Origin of the sequence: Calidifontibacter indicus, from assembly GCF_003386865.1 — a bacterium.
In the GTDB taxonomy this organism is placed as follows: domain Bacteria; phylum Actinomycetota; class Actinomycetes; order Actinomycetales; family Dermatophilaceae; genus Yimella; species Yimella indica.
Genome location: NZ_QTUA01000001.1, coordinates 767,696 through 786,253, shown reverse-complemented (window position 1 = coordinate 786,253; position 18,558 = coordinate 767,696). Strand labels below are relative to the sequence as shown.

At 67.2% G+C, this 18,558-nt stretch carries 16 protein-coding genes; 8 read left to right on the top strand and 8 right to left on the bottom strand.

What is annotated here, in order from left to right:
• Positions 1-61 precede the first annotated feature (61 nt).
• Entirely contained in the window at positions 62-325 is a 264-nt protein-coding gene (locus DFJ65_RS03705) for a hypothetical protein (RefSeq protein ID WP_147301300.1), read from the bottom strand.
• Positions 326-513: 188 nt separating this feature from the next.
• On the opposite strand from DFJ65_RS03705, the gene DFJ65_RS03700 reads away from it, so the two are divergent.
• A complete protein-coding gene (locus DFJ65_RS03700; RefSeq protein ID WP_170143981.1) occupies positions 514-1,224 on the top strand; it encodes an alpha/beta fold hydrolase in 711 nt (236 codons plus the stop codon).
• A 55-nt stretch (positions 1,225-1,279) separates the two neighbouring features.
• On the opposite strand, the gene DFJ65_RS03695 is transcribed toward DFJ65_RS03700, so the two are convergent.
• Positions 1,280-2,281 (bottom strand): TIGR03557 family F420-dependent LLM class oxidoreductase, encoded by a 1,002-nt coding sequence (locus DFJ65_RS03695; RefSeq protein ID WP_115921864.1) that lies wholly within the window; start codon positions 2,279-2,281, stop codon positions 1,280-1,282.
• 108 nt (positions 2,282-2,389) lie between these two features.
• Between DFJ65_RS03695 and DFJ65_RS03690 the strand changes: the two genes are divergently transcribed.
• Entirely contained in the window at positions 2,390-4,768 is a 2,379-nt protein-coding gene (locus tag DFJ65_RS03690) for an ATP-dependent DNA ligase (RefSeq protein WP_115921863.1), read from the top strand.
• 184 nt (positions 4,769-4,952) lie between these two features.
• On the opposite strand, the gene DFJ65_RS03685 is transcribed toward DFJ65_RS03690, so the two are convergent.
• Complete coding sequence (locus DFJ65_RS03685) at positions 4,953-5,636, bottom strand: lysophospholipid acyltransferase family protein (protein ID WP_115921862.1); 684 nt, start codon at positions 5,634-5,636, stop codon at positions 4,953-4,955.
• Between the two features lie 307 nt (positions 5,637-5,943).
• On the opposite strand from DFJ65_RS03685, the gene DFJ65_RS03680 reads away from it, so the two are divergent.
• Together DFJ65_RS03680 and DFJ65_RS03675 are read left to right on the top strand one after the other, a co-directional pair.
• On the top strand, positions 5,944-7,218 hold the full coding sequence (locus DFJ65_RS03680) for an IS256 family transposase (protein ID WP_211308491.1): 1,275 nt from the start codon (positions 5,944-5,946) through the stop codon (positions 7,216-7,218).
• 150 nt (positions 7,219-7,368) lie between these two features.
• Positions 7,369-7,761, top strand: a complete 393-nt coding sequence (locus DFJ65_RS03675; RefSeq protein ID WP_115921860.1) for a phage holin family protein — start codon at positions 7,369-7,371, stop codon at positions 7,759-7,761.
• Positions 7,762-7,897: 136 nt separating this feature from the next.
• On the opposite strand, the gene DFJ65_RS17975 is transcribed toward DFJ65_RS03675, so the two are convergent.
• Both DFJ65_RS17975 and paaN read right to left on the bottom strand, forming a co-directional pair.
• Positions 7,898-8,734, bottom strand: a complete 837-nt coding sequence (locus DFJ65_RS17975) for an NUDIX hydrolase (RefSeq protein ID WP_245949977.1) — start codon at positions 8,732-8,734, stop codon at positions 7,898-7,900.
• 61 nt (positions 8,735-8,795) lie between these two features.
• Positions 8,796-10,487 carry a phenylacetic acid degradation protein PaaN gene (gene paaN, locus DFJ65_RS03665; protein ID WP_245949976.1) on the bottom strand — a complete coding sequence of 564 codons (1,692 nt, stop codon included), beginning with the start codon at positions 10,485-10,487 and terminating at the stop codon, positions 8,796-8,798.
• Positions 10,488-10,548: 61 nt separating this feature from the next.
• Here paaN and DFJ65_RS03660 point away from each other — a divergent pair, with 61 nt between their 5' ends.
• Complete coding sequence (locus DFJ65_RS03660) at positions 10,549-10,989, top strand: hotdog fold thioesterase (RefSeq protein WP_115921858.1); 441 nt, start codon at positions 10,549-10,551, stop codon at positions 10,987-10,989.
• A complete protein-coding gene (gene paaK / locus DFJ65_RS03655; protein ID WP_115921857.1) occupies positions 10,986-12,299 on the top strand; it encodes a phenylacetate--CoA ligase PaaK in 1,314 nt (437 codons plus the stop codon). The genes DFJ65_RS03660 and paaK overlap by 4 nt, the downstream gene beginning before the upstream one ends.
• On the opposite strand, the gene DFJ65_RS03650 is transcribed toward paaK, so the two are convergent.
• Entirely contained in the window at positions 12,296-12,859 is a 564-nt protein-coding gene (locus DFJ65_RS03650; RefSeq protein WP_115921856.1) for a DivIVA domain-containing protein, read from the bottom strand. The two genes, paaK and DFJ65_RS03650, sit on opposite strands and share 4 nt — an antisense overlap.
• 31 nt (positions 12,860-12,890) lie before the next feature.
• Here DFJ65_RS03650 and galE point away from each other — a divergent pair, with 31 nt between their 5' ends.
• Positions 12,891-13,907, top strand: coding sequence for a UDP-glucose 4-epimerase GalE (galE, locus tag DFJ65_RS03645; protein WP_115924081.1), 1,017 nt, complete (start codon positions 12,891-12,893; stop codon positions 13,905-13,907).
• A 91-nt stretch (positions 13,908-13,998) separates the two neighbouring features.
• Complete coding sequence (locus DFJ65_RS03640) at positions 13,999-15,795, top strand: alpha/beta fold hydrolase (RefSeq protein WP_115921855.1); 1,797 nt, start codon at positions 13,999-14,001, stop codon at positions 15,793-15,795.
• Positions 15,796-15,898: 103 nt separating this feature from the next.
• Here DFJ65_RS03640 and DFJ65_RS03635 read toward each other — a convergent pair whose 3' ends face one another.
• Positions 15,899-16,717: a hypothetical protein gene (locus tag DFJ65_RS03635; RefSeq protein WP_115921854.1), complete on the bottom strand. Its 819-nt coding sequence runs from the start codon at positions 16,715-16,717 to the stop codon at positions 15,899-15,901.
• Between the two features lie 2 nt (positions 16,718-16,719).
• Positions 16,720-18,474 (bottom strand): arginine--tRNA ligase, encoded by a 1,755-nt coding sequence (gene argS, locus DFJ65_RS03630; protein ID WP_115921853.1) that lies wholly within the window; start codon positions 18,472-18,474, stop codon positions 16,720-16,722.
• Positions 18,475-18,558 lie beyond the last annotated feature (84 nt).

The window sequence follows — 18,558 nt, the reverse complement described above, 5'->3', positions numbered from 1 at the left end:
ATTGGTCCAAGGGACACTCACGGGACGAGGATGACAGAACCCGCGCCGTGGGGCCGCGGAATCACTCCTTGGGACGTGCCCGCTCGACGTCCGGGGTGCCGGCACCCTCGTCGTCCTTGAGCGCGTCGATGTCCTGCGCCACGCGCTTCTTCTCGGCCGAGTCGAGTTCGACACCGGCCTGGTCCAGGCCCTCGTCCAGCTTGTGTTCGATGCGGTCCTTATCGCCGCTGTATTCGTATGACGTCACGTCGTCGACCACGTTCTGCGCTGCATCGGTCGCAGCGTCCTGCTCGGAGTCGTTCGGCTTGCCGGTCTGGTCGGTCATGAGAACCTCCTCGGTAAGGGCGAACGGGAGTCCGCCCGGGTGCGGCCACGTTTGCACGTGGATGGTCACCGCACCACCCCCGATCAGGTGGCTTCCGTGACAGACTCAGGATGATGCCGATCCCATTACCCACCAGGCGAATCCGTGACGACGGGCTGACTCGGCGGCGTGAACCGGTGAATGGCGTCATGACCGCCTGGGTGGAGCGATCCGGTCGACCCCACACGCGTCCGCTGGTATTGATCCCCGGCCTGTCGATGTCGTGGCACGCCTTCCGCTGGTTCCTCGACCGGCACCCACTCGATCGACCGATTCTGGTGATCGATCCGCCCGGTTGCGGACGAAGCGCGCGATTGCCGCACCGGATGGACGCCGACGCGCAGGCTCAGCATGTGGCGGCCTGGCTCGACCACCTCGAGCGCGGTCCGGTCGACGTCGTGGGCCATTCCCTCGGGGCCATCACCGCGGCCCGCCTCGCGGCGCAGCGCGCCGACCTCGTCACTTCGATCATCCTGGTCTCCCCCTCGCCGGATGATCGGTGGCCCAGGATGCGCAACCATGTCGGCGCGTTGGTGAAGGGCGTTCCGGCCGAGGCACCGCGGGTCTTCGCTCAGGCCGCGTTCGACTACCTCCGCTCGAACCCTCGGGTGCTCGCCGGATTCAACACCGAAGCCGGACGCCCGGCGTCCGACGTCATGAACGACGTCCACACACGAGTGCTCGTCGTGCGTGGTTCCGCCGACCGGGTCTCCAGTCGCAGATGGTGCGACGAACTGGCCGCGGCAGCGAACGGCGACGTCGTCACCGTGCCTGACGGCGCGCACGGCCTTCCGCAACAGATGCCAGGCGACCTGGTCGCGATCATCGCCGCGTTCACCGCTCGCCGCGGGCACCTGTGAGAGGCTGGACCGCACACCCAACCGACTCAGGGGGCTTCGGCCATGGGCTCCCCGCCTACTTCTCCTTGTCCTTGGCCGCAGATGCCTTCTTCGGCGAACGCTTCCGGCGCAGTTCGGGCAATACATCGGTGCCGTACGCCTTGATCATCTCTCGATAGTCCGGCCCCATGTTCGCGACGTAGATGTCGTCGAAGCCGGCGTCGACGAACGGCTCGAACGCCTCGACGTGCTCGCGGGCATCGGGACCGAACGCGCCGTTCTCGGCGAACGTCTCCCGAGTCACCAACTCCGCAGCCTGCTCGAAGTGCTTCGGACTCGGCAGCACCTGGGACAACTCCCCCGGCACTGCCGCGTTAGGCCAGATCCCGAAGGCGGCATCGATCGCGGCGTCCCGGTTCTTGCCCCACGCCACCTTGAAGCCCGCCTGCGTCGGCGCCTTCGCGCCCTTTGCCTTCCGGAACTTCTTCACGCTTTCCGCATCGGGCTGCGTGGTGATGAATCCGTCGCCGATGCGGCTCGCGAGCTCGAGCGCCTTCGGACCGAACGCACTCACGTAGATCGGCGGCGGGCTGTCCGGCACGGAATAGATGCGGGCGGTGTCGACCGTGTAGTACGGCCCCTCGTGTGACACCACCTCGCCGGTCCACAACTCGCGGATAAGGCCCACAGCCTCCTCCAGCATGTCCAGCCGGACGTCGGCGTGCGGCCAGACGTCGCCCAGGATGTGCTCGTTGAGCGCCTCGCCACTGCCCACACCGAGGGTGAAGCGCCCGCCGGTGAGCAGGGCACTGGTGGCTGCTGCCTGGGCGATGATCGCGGGATGGATCCGAACCGTCGGGCAGGTGACTGCCGTCGTGATCGGTAGATCACAGACCTGGCTGATGGCACCGATCATCGACCACACGAACGGCGACTCGCCCTGCGCATCGGTCCACGGGTGGAAGTGATCGCTGATCCACAGCGCGTCGAACCCGGCCTCCTGCGCCAGACGCGCCTGCTCGACCAACTGCTCGGGCGAATACTCCTCGCACGAAAGGAAATAGCCGATGCGCTTCATTGCAGATGCCTCCGTCGGTCGTGGTTCGGTGTGAACAGACTGGCACCGCACGGACGTCGGGTGACGGTTTCGTGACCGCCGAGCTTCGCAAGTGGCCAGACTGACGACATGGCCAAGAGCGAACAGACCGCGATCGAGGTCGGCGGTCACGAGATCAAGGTGACCAACCTCGACAAGGTGATGTACCCCGAGACCGGCACGACCAAGGGCGACGTCATCGACTACTACCGCCAGGTGGCCCCGTGGTTCGTCGCGCATGCGTCGCGCCGACCGGCGACACGCAAGCGCTGGGTCGACGGTGTGGGTACAGCTGACGAGCCGAAGGACGCGTTCTTCCACAAGAACCTCGACCCCGCGTCGACGCCGGACTGGGTCGCCACGGTGTCCTTGGAGCATCGCCATCGCGCGTCGACCTACCCACTTGTCGACGACGAAGCCACCTTGGTCTGGCTGGCCCAGCTGGCGAGTCTGGAGATCCACGTCCCGCAGTGGAAGGTCGGTCCGCGCGGCGGGCATCAGAACCCTGACCGGATGATTCTCGACCTCGACCCGGGCGAGGGTGCCGGCATCGCAGAGTGCATCGAGGTCGCCCACCTCTGCAAGGAACTGCTGGACGGAATGAAGCTGACGTCGGTGCCGGTCACCAGCGGCAGCAAGGGTATTCACCTGTACGCCGGATTGGACGGCAAGCACACGGCAGCACAGGTCACCGAGGCGGCCAAGGCGCTCGCCGAGGCTCTGGAGAAAGATCACCCGGATCTGGTGGTCAGCAACATGCGCAAGGACGTTCGCGGCGGCCGGGTGCTCATCGACTGGAGCGAGAACAACGGCAACAAGACAGCTGTCGCGCCGTACTCCTTGCGCGGACGGGATCACCCGTATGTCGCTGTCCCTCGCGAGTGGAACGAACTCACCGCCTCCCTGGAGCAACTCACGCCGACGCAGGTACTGGAGCGTCTTGCCTCCATCGGCGATCCGATGCAAGTGCTGCTGGACAAGGACGAACGCGTCTCGCGCACCGCGAAGGATCGGCTGACGAAGTACCGGAGCATGCGGGATCAGTCCAAGACACCGGAACCGGTGCCCGAGGCGTCCCCCGTTGCCGGCGAAGGACATTCGTTCGTCATCCAGGAGCATCACGCCAGCCGCCTGCACTACGACTTCCGGCTCGAACGGGACGGCGTGCTGGTGTCGTGGGCGGTGCCCAAGGGGCCACCGGACGACCCGAAGGAGAACCACCTCGCGGTCATGACCGAGGACCATCCGCTGGAGTACGGCAGCTTCGAGGGCACGATCCCGCAGGGTCAGTACGGCGGCGGTGAGGTGAAGATCTGGGACGCCGGCACCTACGAGTGCGAGAAGTGGCGCGATGACAAGGAGGTGATCGCTGTCCTGCACGGGCGTCCCGACGGAGGCCTGGGCGGAGAGCCGGCGAAGTTCGCGATCATCCATACCAAGATGGGCGGCGACGACAAGAACTGGCTGATGCACCGCATGGAGCCAGAATCAGCCGACAGCCAGGCCGCGACCGGCACCTCCGATTCCACGACCGACCAGAAGTTGCCGCGCTTCGAGGCGATGCTCGCGAGTGTCGGTTCAGTCGACGACCTCGGCACACGTGACTGGGTGTTCGAGACGAAATGGGACGGCTACCGCGCGATCGCCGAGGTCACCGGCGGTGAGGCGTCGCTGCGCAGCCGCAACGGCAAGGATTTCACCCGTACTTATCCCGAACTCGCCGAACTGGGTTCGCTCCTCGATGGCCACACCGCGGTGCTCGACGGCGAGATCGTCGCGCTCGACGAGGACGGCAGGTCAAATTTCGGCAGCCTGCAGAATCACGGTGCGGGTGGATCGAAGGCGCACTACATGGTGTTCGATCTGCTGTACCTCGACGGCGAATCCCTGCTCCGGACGCCGTACTCGGAGCGTCGAAGGACACTGGAAGCACTCGCGCTGGACGGCGAATACATCCACGTGCCAGTGACTTTGGGTTCGGACGCAGAGGCAGCGTTGAAGGTCAGCAAGGACCTGAAACTCGAAGGGGTGATCGCCAAGACCATCGACGGCGTTTATCAGCAGGGCAAGCGCGCGGGGACGTGGTTGAAGATCAAGAACCAGCGAATGCAGGAGGTGATCGTCGTCGGTTGGAAACCCGGTGCGGGCAGTCGTGCGAACACGATCGGCTCGTTGCTCTTGGCCGTCAACGGGGACGACGGACTCACCTACGTCGGACGTGTCGGCACCGGGTTCGACGCCAAGCAGCTGGCCGAGATCAAGAAGCGCCTGGAGCGACTGGAACGCAAGACTCCCGCGCTCGACGACGTGCCTCGCGCCGACGCCAAGGATGCCAAGTGGGTGCGACCCAGCGAGGTCGGTGAGGTGACTTTCGGCGAGTGGACAGCCACCGACCGGCTGCGCCACCCCGCCTGGCGCGGCTGGCGTCCGGACAAGAACCCGCAGGACGTGGTCAGGGAAGATGGCTGAACTGCACGCAAGCCCGGGCATCAGGTACAGGCCCGAGAGGTCGGTTTCGCGAAGGGGGACGCACCGCAATGGCCGGCCTACGAACCGGACACTCGCAGCGTCATGCGTTTTGTGGACGACTCCGCTGTCGTCCACGACCCCCGATCGGAGGATCGCCGCAGCTGGATGCGACGGGGCTGAACCGCTACCTCTCGTCGTGCCGGACGGCGTGCTGGGCCTTCGCGTTGAGCACCTCGGTGCGGATGGCAGCCATGATCAGGTCGGTCGCTTCACGCGCCGCGTGGTCGTCGGTCCGTCCGGCGAACGCGCTCAGGTCGATCCTCGGCCCGACACTGAAGTGGGCCGAGTGGCGGTGCCAGAGGTGCTCGGTCCCCTGCTTCGGGCCCCAGAGCCCGACCGGGAAGACCGGCGCTTCGGGATGCTTCAATGCGAGCCGCGCAGCGCCTGTTCGGGCCGGGCCCGGCATCCGATCGGGTTCGGTGGTGAGCCGTCCCTCGGGGTAGAGCACCACGACCTGCCCGAGGTCGAGACGGCGCCCGGCCTCGTCTAGAGCTGCGGCGGCGTTCGCGGATCCGCGTGCGGCGGGAATCTGACCGGTCGCCCGGGCGAGCCACCCGACCACCGGCCAGGAGAACACCTCACGCATCGCGAGGAAGTGCGGAAAACGCCTGTGCCCGATCACCATTCCAGCAACGGCGAGTGGCTCACTCATCGTCATGTGGTTCGCGACGATGATCACCGGGCCCTCGCCCGGGATGTCGTCGGACCGGGTGTACCGCACGCGGTGGGCCACTTTCGCGAGCGACCAGACCAGCGCGAACCCCGCCGCGTCCTTGGCGCGCAGCAGCAGCGGCTTCTTCTGTCGCATCACGCCCTCCCAGCCTCATTCATTGCCGAAGAACACCACGACGGCTCGGGTGAACACCGACAGTCCGACGATCAGTAGAACGACACCCGAGACCAACCATGGCGAGAACTTTCTTTCTGGCGTAAGCCCCGCTCCCGCGCCCGCCCGCGAGAACGTGAGGAGAAACACTCCATGGAACACGTTGCCACGCTATCGACGATGGACTTGAGTCGGGACTGTCCGCCAAACGGTGTTTCTGGCCTGACACGCCGGCTCAGCTGGCGGGGAAGGTCATGTGATGACCGAGAAGATCACGAGCGTGAGCTCGATGCCGAAGAAGGTGAAGAAGACGACCTCGCGCAGCGAGGTCGAGCAGGCTGCGGTCCGGGAGCTGGTCAAAGCCGCCCGGGCCCGTGGTGAGGACCTGACCGGCCCGGACGGGCTGCTCAAATCAATCACCGCCACCGTCCTGGAGACAGCGTTGGAAGAGGAGCTGACCGAGCACCTCGGCCACGAGAAGCACCAGGTACCCACCGCGGAGAACGGCAACATCCGCAACGGCACCCGACCCAAGACGGTGCTGACCGACGCCGCCGGAGAGGTGACGATCGCGGTCCCCCGGGACCGGGCCGGCACGTTCGAGCCGGTGATCGTCAAGAAGCGACAGCGGCGCCTCTCGGACGTGGACGCGGTCGCGATCAGCCTGTTCGCCAAGGGCCTGACGACCGGTGAGATCAGCGCGCACTTCCACGAGGTGTACGGCGCCTCCATCAGCAAGGACACGGTCTCGAGGATCACGGACAAGGTGCTCGAGGAGATGGCCGCCTGGTCCTCCCGGCCGCTGCAACCGGTGTACGCGGCCATCTTCATCGACGCGATCTACGTCAAGGTTCGCGACGGGCAGGTCGGCAACCAACCCTTCTACGCCGCGATCGGCGTCGACCTGAACGGCCGGCGAGACGTCCTGGGCCTGTGGGCCGGGCAGGGAGGTGGTGAGTCGGCGAAGTTCTGGATGAACGTGCTGGCGGACCTGAAGAACCGCGGCGTGCGCGACGTGTTCTTCATCGTCTGCGACGGCCTCAAAGGACTGCCCGACAGCGTGAACGCCGTCTTCCCCCAGGCGATCGTGCGGGCCTGCGTGATCCACCTCATCCGGGCGACGCTGCGCTACGCCTCGCGGAAATACTGGGACCAGCTGGCCAAGGACCTGCGCCGCATCTACACCGCACCCTCGGTCGAGGCAGCATGGGCGGCGTTCGAGGAGCTGGAGGAGAAATGGGGCAAGCCCTACCCGGCCATCCCCAAGATGTGGACAGCGGCGTGGGAGGAGTTCATCCCCTTCCTGGCCTACGACGTGGAGATCCGCCGGGTGCTGTTCTCCACCAACGCCATCGAGTCCCTGCACGCCAGGTACCGGCGCGCGGTCACCGTGCGCGGGCACTTTCCGACCGAGCAGGCCGCCCTCAAGTGCCTGTACCTGGTCACCAGGGGCCTGGACCCCAAGGGCACCGGCCAGGCACGATGGACCATGCGGTGGAAGCCCGCGCTCAACGCTTTCGCCGTCACCTTCGCCGACCGCATGCCGGCCGCGGAGAACCTCTGAGATGAACGCCGGAAACACCGTTCATCGGACAGACCCTGTCCTGAGACACCAACTGTTACCGATGTCCTGATGCAGAACTGTCACCGATGTCCTGAGACATCACAGGCGCTTCTGTGGCGTGCTGCGCACACTTTCGCAGACACTGGAGGCATGACGAACTTCCTCATCCGCCTCGTCGTCAACGCCCTCGGTCTGTGGGCCGCGGCCGCCCTCATCGACGGCATCCGCCTCGCCGACGACTCCGCCGACACCAGCACCCGCGTCAAGACGGTGCTGCTGACCGCACTGATCTTCGGCATCATCAACGCGATCCTCAAGCCGATCGCGACCTTCTTGTCGTTCCCGTTGATCATCGTGACGCTCGGACTGTTCATCATCATCGTCAACGCGCTGATGCTGCAGTTCACCTCGTGGTCGGCCGACCAGTTCGGCCTCGCGTTCCACGTCGACCACTTCTTCTGGGACGCCGTGCTCGGTGCGTGTGTGATCGCGGTGGTCGGCATGCTCGCCAACTTCGTGCTGCCGGAGAAGCACGAGGTCTGAGCGGCGCCGCCGCCTGCCCCGCACGCCCAGCGCACGAAGTCGCGTCAGGCGCGAGTTACTCGGCGGTTCCGACGAATACGCCCGAGTAGGTCGCGTCTGACGCGACTTGGTGCGACACGATCCCGGCGCGCGCCGCTCACGCCCGAGGGCGGCCGTCCTCGAGGTAGACCGGCACGTCGGAGGCGAGCGCCTGCTCCACCACGCGGACGGTGTACTCGGCGACGTACTCGCCCAACTCTTCGGGGGCGAGCCAGTGCACCGCGCGAATCTCCCTGGGCTGCAAGGTGTGTGGCGGGCGGTCGAGTTCGACGTCGAAGACGAACAGCGTCGCGTCGTCCCAACCGCGCCACGGTTTCAACCAACTGACCGCCGCCAGGCCACGGACGCGGGCATCGACGTCCAGCTCTTCCTTCAGTTCGCGCACCACGGCGTCGGCGGGAGATTCGTACGGGTCGACGACCCCACCCGGGAGGTCCCAGAACCGCTTGTAGACCAGTTCGCAGACGAGGATGCGCCCCTGGTCATCACGCACGATGGCCTGCGCGATGCATCTCTTGGTCGGCAGGCCGGCGTTGAGCACCGCTGTGAAGGTGGCACGGTCGGTCAGCGGCGGGTCGGTGGCCACCCGGGCCACCTGGATCTCGTCGGCCCCGTGGCCCGCTCCCCCGCGGACGACGCCCTCCCGGCGCAGACCGGCGCGCGAGGCGATGCGCTGGTTGTGTTTGTCGTCGGCGCCGAGGCGGGCCTGCACCCGGTGCAGCCCGAGCTCACCGAACGCGAACTCGATCAACGCGTCGACCCCGAGCACCGCGAGTCGTTCGTCGATGTCGGCGAACTCCCACTGCAGCACCCCGACGTCGTCGACCGAGGCCGAACCGACGACCTGCCCGCCGGACACGATCGCGTACGCGCGCTCGGGCAGGCCGGCGGGCGCGTCCACCGCCGTCCAGGGCTCGATGCTGACCTCGCTCACAGCCCAAACGCTAACGAACCCCTTTCGGTTGGGGTGGGTGCGGGGATGGGTTGGGTGCCGATCAGACGTGCCGGCGCGCGGTGATCACCCGGAAGCGTCCGGCGACGAACGCGCTGTCGGAGTAGGCGGAGTTCGCGGCGGGGTTGGCGCCGGTGCCGTGGTAGTCGCTGAACGCCGCGGTCTGGTTGACGAAGACCTGACCGAGCAAGTTCTCCGACAACGCCACACCCGCGTCGACCGCGGCGTCACGGGCGGCGTCGAGCACGCCCTCGTCCGTGGAGTAGACGGACGCGGTCATCGCACCGTGGCGGCGCACCGTCTCGGCGAAGGTGTCGAGCGACTGCTGCGTGGAGTCGGTGCCGATCAGGAAGGTGACCGGCCCGAACTGCTCGGTGGTGTAGGCGTCGCGCGCGGCGACGTCGACCCCCACCAGACCCGGGGTGCGGACGACCGCGTCGGGGTACTTCGGGTGCGTCACCTCACGCGAGTCGGCGACCACCGAACCGCCTGCATCGGCAGCGATCGACGCCAGCGACCCGGCCCGCGAGCGGACGTCGTCATTAACCGTGGCGCCGAGGATCTCGACGGCCTTCTCGTCGTCGCCGGTGAGGCGACCGATCGCGCCGCCGAGCTTCTGCCCGAACTCCTCGAACGACACGTGCCCTTCGTCGGTGTCGATGCCGCCCTTGGGCAGATAGATGTTCTGCGGGGTGGTGCACATCTGCCCGGTGTAGAGGCTGAGCGAGAAGGCGAGGTTGCCGAGCATCGCCTTGAGGTTGTCGGTGGAGTCGACGACGACGGTGTTGACGCCGGCCTTCTCGGTGTAGACCTGCTGCCCGCGCGCGGCGCCCTCACGCTCGAGCCAGCCACCGAAACCGGGGCCGCCGGTGTAGTCGATGATCTTCACCTCGTCGCGCTCGGCGAGCGTCTTCGCGAGACCTTCGCCGTCGGCCTCCGGCGCGAGCTGCACCAGCTGCGGGTCGAAACCGTTGTCCTGCAACGTCTTCTGCAACGTCTCGACGGTCATCGCCAGCGGCAGGATCGCGCGCGGGTGCGGCTTGACGACCACCGCGTTGCCGGTGGCCAGCGAGGCAAAGATGCCCGGGTAGGCGTTCCAGGTGGGGAAGGTGTTGCAGCCGACGACCAGCGCGACGCCGCGCGGCACGATCCGGTAGTCCTTGCGCATCCGCAGCGGCTCGCCCTTGCCGGGCTTCTCCCAGGTGACGCTCTCGGGCACGCGTGCCTGCTCGGCGTAGGCCGCGGCGACGGCTTCGAGACCGCGGTCCTGTGCCTGCGGGGCACCGGCCTGGAAGGCCATCACGAACGGCTGGCCCGAGGTGTGGTGCACCGCGTTACCGATCTCGAACGACCGCTCGTTCAGCGCATCGAGCGCCTCGACCAGCACAGTCGCCCGCTTGCGAGCACCGGCATCGCGCCAGGCCGGGATCGCTGTCGACGCCGCCTGCATCGCGGCGTCGACGTCGAGGTGGGGGTAGGCAACGCCGAGCGTCGGACCGTACGGCGACACCTCGTCACCGACGGACGAACCGTCGAAGGCACCGGCCAGACCCTCGAACGGCTTGCCGAGGTGGGCTTCGTACGCCGAAAGACCTTCGGGCGCAGCGTTTTCCCCGTACACCCGCGGCGACGGCGACTCGGGATACCGCGAAAAGTAGGAGCGCTCGGCCAGCGCCTTGAGCGCGTCGTCGAGCACCTGGTCAGGGGTCTGGGCGGTCTGGTCCGTGGCAGTCACGTCTCTCATCGTAGACGCCGACGTGTTACAAATCACGTGCAGATATGCAAGGCTCTGTCACATGACTTCGGGTGACCTGGATCATGTCCACGCCATGTGGCGCGACGACCGCGCCTCCGCCGGCATCGGCATCGAACTCGTCGACGTCGGGGTGCGCGACGGGCTCGGCTTCGCCGAAACCACGATGACCGTCTCGCAGAGCCAGGTCAACGGTCACGACATCGCCCACGGCGGCTACCTGTTCACCTTCGCCGACTCCACCTTCGCGCTCGCGTGCAATGCGACCGGGCAGTTCACCGTCGCTTCGGGCGGCGACATCACGTTCGTCACCAGTGCTCGTCTCGGCGACGAACTTCGTTGTGTCGCAACCGAACGCGCGAAGTTCGGTCGCAGCGGCATCACCGACGTGACCGTCACCCGAGTGAGCGACGGCGCCCTCATCGCGGAGTTCCGCGGGCGGTCCCGCTCGATCCCACAACGCGCCAAGGAGAGCGAAAAGTGAGTCTTCCCCGCATCGACGACGACACCTACCTCTGGGACGGCGGGGAGCGCCTCTCGCTCGACGAGCTTCGGGCGCTGCAGCTCACCCGGCTGCAGAACACCGTCCGCCACGCGTACACCAACGTCGACCACTACCGGAAAGCGTTGGATGACAAGGGGGTTCACCCCGACGACATCAAGACCCTCGACGACATCCGACTGCTGCCGTTCACCACGAAGGCCGACCTGCGGGCCAACTACCCGTTCGGGATGTTCGTGGTGCCGCGCGAGCAGGTGGTGCGGGTGCACGCGTCCAGCGGCACCACCGGCAAGCCGACCGTCGTCGGCTACACCGCCCAGGACATCGCGACGTGGTCCGACCTGGTGGCCCGCTCGCTGCGCGCGGCCGGCGTGCGTCCGGGCGACGTGGTGCAGGTGGCCTACGGCTACGGCCTGTTCACCGGCGGACTCGGAGCCCACTACGGCGCAGAACGCTTGGGCTGCACCGTTGTTCCGATCTCGGGCGGGCAGACCGAGAAGCAGATCCAGTTGCTCCAGGACTTCGGCGCGCGGGCGATCATGGTGACCCCGTCGTACTTCCTGTCGGTGCTCGACGAACTCGACAAGCGCGGCGTCGACCCGGCGTCACTGCCGTTGGAGGTCGGGGTCTTCGGGGCCGAGCCGTGGACCAACGCGATGCGCGAGGAGATCGAGCGCCGCGGCGCGATGCACGCCACCGACATCTACGGGCTGTCAGAGGTGATGGGCCCCGGTGTCGCCCAGGAGTCGGTCGAGACCAAGGACGGCCTGAACATCTGGGAAGACCACTTCTACCCCGAGATCGTCAACCCCCTCACCGACGAACCGGTGCCCGACGGTCAGGTCGGCGAACTCGTCTTCACCTCGCTGACCAAGCAGGCCATGCCGATCCTGCGCTACCGCACCCGCGACCTCACCCGGCTGTTGCCCGGCACCGCCCGCCCGGCGATGCGCCGGATGGAGAAGGTCACCGGCCGCACCGACGACCTGATGATCGTGCGCGGCGTCAACGTCTTCCCCACCCAGATCGAGGAGATCCTGCTGGAGGTGCCCGGCCTCACGCCGTACTTCCAGTGCGTGCTGACCCGCCCCGGGCGGATGGACGAGTTGGCGATCAACGTCGAGGGCGAACCCGACCTGTCCGACGACGACCGCCGGACGCTGGCCGCCCAGGTCGCGCACACCGTCAAGGCCCGCATCGGCACCACGGTGACCGTCAACGTCGTCGGTCACGAAGGCATCGAGCGCTCGGTCGGCAAGGCTCGGCGCATCATCGATCAACGCGAGCGCTAACGCAGGATCGGACGCAGCCGCTTCAGGTCGTCGAGGAACTTGTCGACCGCGAGCGCCTCGTACCCCGTGCGGCCGACGCGCGGTGGGAAGAACCGCACGGTGTCGATGTCGGGCAGTTCCTCACCCTTGGTCATCGCGATGAGCACGGTGTCGAGGAAGCTGTCGACCTCGTCCTCGGCGTAGCCGCGCTTGCCCCGGGCGGGGCGGAAGTTCGACTCGCGCACCCAATCCAGTTGTTGCGGAGTCCAGTACATCCGCTTCGGCGCGAGCACCCCGGTCGTCGTCGCCTGGCTGCCGGTGTCTGCGAGCAGGTCGGCCTGCCAGCCGGCGATGTGCGAGAACAGTGCTTCGACGGCGTCCGTCGAGTAGCCCTCACGCCAGGTCGAGCGGCGCAGACCGGTGACGGGGGCGGCCGGCACCTCGCGCCCGGCCCGCATCAGGGCGACGGCGTGCTCCAGATAGCGGTCGACGTCGTCGCACTGGTAGCCGCCACGCTGCTTCGACAACCGCGCCTTGCGCACGGTCGTGACATGGTCCTGGGTCCACGGCACCGAAATCACCCGGCCATCTTGTCACCGTAGGGTGGCCCACATGCATGTCCTCGTCGCCGGTGGTGCCGGCTTCATCGGTTCGCACACGGTCGTCCAGCTGAAGAACGCCGGGCACGACGTCACGATCGTCGACGATTTCGACAACAGCAAGGCCACGGCGGTCGCGCGGGTCGAGGCGTTGACCGACTCGCACATCCCGCTGCACGTGTTCGATCTGTGTGATCCCGACAAGACCGAGGCGCTCTTCGCCGCCGAGCGGTTCGACGCCGTCATCCACTTCGCCGGCCACAAGGCGGTCGGCGAGAGCGTGCAGGAACCGCTGAAGTACTACAAGAACAACCTCGACAGCACGTTCAGCCTGCTGCGCGCGATGGCGACGCACGGCGTCCACCGGTTGGTGTTCTCCTCCTCGGCGACCGTGTACGGCGACGAGTCGCCGCAGCCCTCCCAGGAGACCTACCGTCCGCTGCAGTCGTCGAACCCGTACGGCTGGACGAAGGTGATGAACGAGCAGATCATCGGCGACGTCGCTCGCGCGGACGGTTTCAAGGTGGCACTGCTGCGCTATTTCAACCCGGTGGGGGCGCACGCTTCGGGCACCATCGGCGAAGACCCGCAGGGCATCCCGAACAACCTCATGCCGTTCATCTCCCAGGTGGCCGTCGGACGCCGCGACAAGCTGACCGTGTTCGGCGACGACTACGACACCGCCGACGGCACCTGCGAGCGCGACTACATCCACGTCGAAGACCTGGCCGCCGGCCACCTCGCGGCGCTGGAGCACATCGACGAGATGGTCGAACCGGTGCGCGCGTTCAACCTCGGCACCGGCGTGCCGACCTCCGTGCTCGGCATGATCAAGGCCTTCGAGACGGCGACGGGCGTGCCGATCCCCTACGAGGTCGGCCCGCGTCGAGCCGGTGACCTGCCCGTCACCTTCGCCGACCCGTCCCGCGCCCGCGACGAACTCGGTTGGCAGACAACGAAGTCGATCGAGGACATGTGCGCCGACACCTGGCGCTGGCAGTCGGCGAACCCGCAGGGTTACCCCGGCTGAGCCGTCCGAACCGGCGGCACTCAGGAACCATCCAGGTGTCCCGCGCCGTCTAGGCTCCCGAACAGACACGGCCAACAGGGAGCAGCAGACCATGTCGCAACACTGGGGAATTCGGGCGCTCTCGGCGACCACCGTCCTGTCGCTCGTCGCCACCTTGGCGGCATGCGACAACGAACCGAAGGTGGAGACGAACAACTCCACGTCGACGTCGGCCGCGGCCAACGGGCCGGACGGCAAGACCGGCACACCCGTCGGGCAGCTGGCTCCCGACGGCGTCGACCTGTCGAAGTTCACCGGGCAGCAGGTGCAGTGGAGCAAGGACACCTGCACCAGTGACGTGAAGGAACTGCGCTCGTTCAGCCTGCGCGACCTCGCCGCGATCAACGCTCGCACCGAGTGCGCGAAGGTCAAGGCGCCCAAGGACTATTCCGACCCGGGCAAGGGCGAGATCGACGTCATGGTCACCCGCACCGCCCCGTCCAAGACTCCCGCCGAACAGCGCGTGCTGATGACGAATCCCGGTGGCCCGGGTGCGCCGTCCGGTGCGTTCTCGGTGATCACCGTGGCGCTCTCCCCGCTCGGCACCAGCCACACCGTGATCGGCGTCGACCCGCGCGGCGTGGGCGGCGGCACCCGCGTGACCTGCAAGTCGTACGGCGTGCGCGGCGTCAACGACTACCGCGATCTGTCCGACAGCGACATCTCCAAGCTGCAGCGTGCGGCGAAGAAGACCGTCGACGACTGCGTCTCGGCCAACGGCGACCTGCTGCCCTACATCACCACCGCCAACACCGCGCGCGACCACGAGCTGGTGCGTCAGCTGGTCAAGACCGACAAGGTCGACTACTACGGCGTGAGCGCCGGCACCTGGCTCGGCGCTTACTACTCGACGCTCTTCCCCAACCACGTCGGCCGGTTCGTGCTCGACAGCAACACCGAGTTCACCGGGTCGTTCCAGGACAGCTTCGGCACCCAGCCGATGTCGTTCCAGCGCCGGTTCGCCGACCAGCTGCTGCCGTGGCTGGCCCGCCAGAACTCCACCTACGACCTGGGCACCACCAAGGACGACGTCGGCAAGACGTACGAGGACATCCGCAAGGCCGCCGGTGAGGGCAAGCTCGGTCAGTTCGAGCCGATCATCCTCGACAACATCGTCGCCCACACGCTCTACAGCGACCGCGGTTTCGAGAGCTCCGGCGCCCTGCTCGCGCTGCTGAAGCGGGCGATGAACGGCGACTCCCAGGCGCTCGCGACCGCCGAGGGCGCGGCCGGTGGCGGCGGGTCGCAGCAGGAGCTCGACGACTCCCGCAACCAGAACACCGTGTTCATGGCGATCCGCTGCAACGACACTTCGTGGGACAAGGACCCCAACTCCTACGTGAAGACCGTCAAGGAGAACGGCCCGAAGTACCCGCTGGTCGGCTACTACGACGTCGCGAACGAGTGCGCGTACTGGCCCTACAAGGCGCAGGACATGAAGGTCGACACCTCCAAGGCGCCGCAGATGCTGCTGGTGCAGACCGAGGACGACCCGGCCACCGCGTACGAGGGCGGGCTCAAGGCGCACAAGGCGTCGACCAACACCCGCTTCCTGTCGGTCGACGACCAGGGCAACCACGGCGCGGTGCTCGGCGGCGGCAACCTGTGCGTCGAGCAGCAGGCCTACGGATTCCTGCAGACCGGCAAGCTGATGGACAAGGACGCCGTCTGCCCGGGTGTGGCGCTGCCGAAGGACGGCCAGGTGCATTCCGTCGGGTTCACCCCCGAGGGCGACAAGCTCGCGATGCCGGTCGACCCGACGCCGCAGTGGAAGAAGGCGCTGCTCGCGGTGCTGGGCGCGATCCTCGACGAGTTGATGACGCCGAAGAACACCACGCCGCGCGACTGACACCGTCCGCCTCGGGTCGCTGAGGCAATCCGAAAGCACTGAGGGAACTCCATATCCGGAGTTCCCTCAGTGCTTTGGAGTTGTATCGGTCAACGTTCTGCGCTCAATCGCGACTGGACGCCGCCAAGTGGTCGGCGAGCCAACGCACCGCCCAGAGTGTCTTCGTCGGCAGGCTGATGCTGTGCGGCGATTGCAGAATGCGACGCAACCTGTTCAGCGTCTCGGGCCGCGCCGCCGGCGGCACGTGCAGGCCGGTCGCGGCGAAGTCCGCCTGACACAACTCCAGGTCTTCGAGGAAATCGAGGTAGCTCGCCGAAGCGCCGCCTGGGTCGGCCAGCGACGGCCGCACCGCACGCGCGTCCAGCCAGTGAAGGGCCTCGTCGGCTTCCGACGTCCGTCGCCGGAGGATCCTGCTCAACACGCTGCGCCTACGCCACGCACCCTCCACGACGGTGAGCGGTTGGGACGGCGCCTCAAGCTGTGCCAACACGCGATCGATCAGCGCCCCGTACTGAGCGGCCGAGAACATGTAATCCGGTACCAGTGGCAGTGACTCTGCCGTATTGGCAAAGTCCTCGAAGGCCCAATTACTCCACGTCACCGTGTCGCCGTCGGTCCCGAGCCGACAGGTGAAGGCGCCGCAGTACGGATCTCCGCATGGGCACATCAGCACCGGGATCCGCCCGATGCCCGGCCAGTGCTGCTCAGGGAAGTCGCCGAGCCGCATGACCTTCTCGGCATCGCTTGCCGGCCAGGTGTCGAACACCGATACGAGCTGGGGATGGTCGAGGTGCGGATCCAGCAGTCCGCGTAGCGGCACGTCATCGACCACGAACTCGGTCGTCGACCACACCGTCCGCACAACCTTGCCGAACGTCGTCTCGTGCGACGTTTGCCCGCGCTCGCACCCGAGGACGTTCATGACTACATCTGCTCGGGCGCCTCGATGCCCAGCAACGACAGCCCGCGGGTGAGCACCTCAAGCGTCAGCCGGCACAGCGCGAGACGCGAGTCGCGCACCGCGGGGTCGTCGGCCTTGAGCACCGGGCAGGCCTCGTAGAAGCTGGTGAACGCGGTGGCCAACTCGAAGAGGTACGCGGCGAGCTTGTGCGGCTCGAGGGTCTCGCCCACCTGGTTGACGACTGCGCCGAATTCGAGTGCCTTGAGCGCGAGTTCGCGCTCGGCCGGCTCGGTGAGCACGATCGGTCCGCGCGGGTCGGCGGCGTCGGCCTTGCCCAGGATCGACCGGATGCGGGCCGTCGCGTACTGCAGGTAGGGCCCGGTGTTGCCCTGGAAGGCGACCATCCGGTCGAGGTCGAAGGTGTAGCCGGAGTCGTGGCTGACCGACAGGTCGGCGTACTTGATCGCGGCGACCCCGACCTGGTGGGCGATGGTGGCGCGGGTCTGCTCGTCCAGCTCCGGACGCGACTCGGCAACCACTGTCGCCGCCCGCTCCAGCGCGGCGTCGACCAGCGACTGCAACGACACGAGGTCGCCCGAACGGGTCTTGAGGATCTTGCCGTCGGTGCCGACGACATTGCCGATCTGCACGTGGATCGGCTCGGTGCCCTTGATCCAGCCCGCCTTGTCGGCGGCGGCCCACACCATCCGGAAGTGGAGGTTCTGCGGGGCCCCGACGACGTAGAGCGCCCGGTCGGCGTGCATCTGCAGCGAGCGCCGTCGGATCGTGGCCAGGTCGGTGGTGGCGTAGCCGTAACCGCCGTCCGACTTGCGGATGATCAGCGGCACCGGCTTGTCGTCGCGTCCGGTGAACTCGTCCTGGAAGACGCACAGCGCACCGTCGCTCATCACCGCGAGGCCCTTTTCCTCCATGGTCTGGCACACCTCGGCGAGCTCGTCGTTGTACGACGACTCCCCGGCGATGTCGTCGTCGGTGAGCGTGATGTCGAGTTCGTCGTAGACGCGGCGCAGGTAGCCCTTGGTCAGCTCGAGGATCTCCCGCCACAGCCGCAGGCTCTCGGGGTCGCCGCCCTGCAGGGTCGCGACGCGGGCACGTGCCCGAGTGGCGAAATCGCTGTCGACCTCGCCCTTGTCGGACGCGTCGAACTTCGCCCGCGCGGCCCGGTAGAACGCGTTCGGGTCGGTGAGCAGCAGCTTCGCCTCGTCGCTGCCCTCGCCCACCTCGAGCAGGTGCTCGACGAGCATGCCGAACGCGGTGCCCCAGTCGCCCAGGTGGTTCTGCCGGATGACCTTGTGCCCGAGGAACTCCATCGTGCGGGCGAGGGAGTCGCCGACAACCGTGGTGCGCAGGTGGGCGACGTGCATCTCCTTCGCGGCGTTCGGCGAGGAGTAGTCGATGACGATCGTTTCCTGTTGCGGCGCAGTCATGCCCAACGACGGGTCGCCGATCATCGACGCCGCGGCGGCGGCGATCCACTGCGACTTCAGCGTCACGTTGAGGAAGCCCGGGCCGGCGATCTCGACCGACTCGACGAGGTCGGGCGCGTCGAGGTGGTCGACGATCGCCTGCGCCACCTCGCGCGGCTTGCGGCCGGCCTTCTTCGCCAGCGCCATCGCGGCGTTGACCTGAAGATCGGCGTCCGTCTGCTTCTTGTTGGCCGGACGGATCACCGGGTCTGCCTGCGCGAACTCGGCGCCCAGCCCGGCCGCCATGGCCTGCTGGACGTGTTCGGTCAATGCGACAACGGGATCCACCATGGGGTCAATCGTATGGAGCAGCGCAAATCGGACGAGAGGTGAACCGGGTTCAGCTCGTCCGACGAACCATATGTACAGGTATAC

Bases quoted from the DNA above. Each gene is read 5' to 3' on its own strand.
- DFJ65_RS03705 (WP_147301300.1), bottom strand. From the start codon at position 325: ATGACCGACCAGACCGGCAAGCCGAACGACTCCGAGCAGGACGCTGCG.
- DFJ65_RS03685 (WP_115921862.1), bottom strand. From the start codon at position 5,636: ATGCGACAGAAGAAGCCGCTGCTGCTGCGCGCCAAGGACGCGGCGGGG.
- DFJ65_RS03680 (WP_211308491.1), top strand. From the start codon at position 5,944: ATGCCGAAGAAGGTGAAGAAGACGACCTCGCGCAGCGAGGTCGAGCAG.
- DFJ65_RS03640 (WP_115921855.1), top strand. From the start codon at position 13,999: ATGTCGCAACACTGGGGAATTCGGGCGCTCTCGGCGACCACCGTCCTG.
- DFJ65_RS03675 (WP_115921860.1), top strand. From the start codon at position 7,369: ATGACGAACTTCCTCATCCGCCTCGTCGTCAACGCCCTCGGTCTGTGG.
- DFJ65_RS03690 (WP_115921863.1), top strand. From the start codon at position 2,390: ATGGCCAAGAGCGAACAGACCGCGATCGAGGTCGGCGGTCACGAGATC.
- DFJ65_RS03660 (WP_115921858.1), top strand. From the start codon at position 10,549: ATGACTTCGGGTGACCTGGATCATGTCCACGCCATGTGGCGCGACGAC.
- argS (WP_115921853.1), bottom strand. From the start codon at position 18,474: ATGGTGGATCCCGTTGTCGCATTGACCGAACACGTCCAGCAGGCCATG.
- DFJ65_RS03635 (WP_115921854.1), bottom strand. From the start codon at position 16,717: ATGAACGTCCTCGGGTGCGAGCGCGGGCAAACGTCGCACGAGACGACG.
- DFJ65_RS03695 (WP_115921864.1), bottom strand. From the start codon at position 2,281: ATGAAGCGCATCGGCTATTTCCTTTCGTGCGAGGAGTATTCGCCCGAG.
- galE (WP_115924081.1), top strand. From the start codon at position 12,891: ATGCATGTCCTCGTCGCCGGTGGTGCCGGCTTCATCGGTTCGCACACG.
- DFJ65_RS03700 (WP_170143981.1), top strand. From the start codon at position 514: ATGACCGCCTGGGTGGAGCGATCCGGTCGACCCCACACGCGTCCGCTG.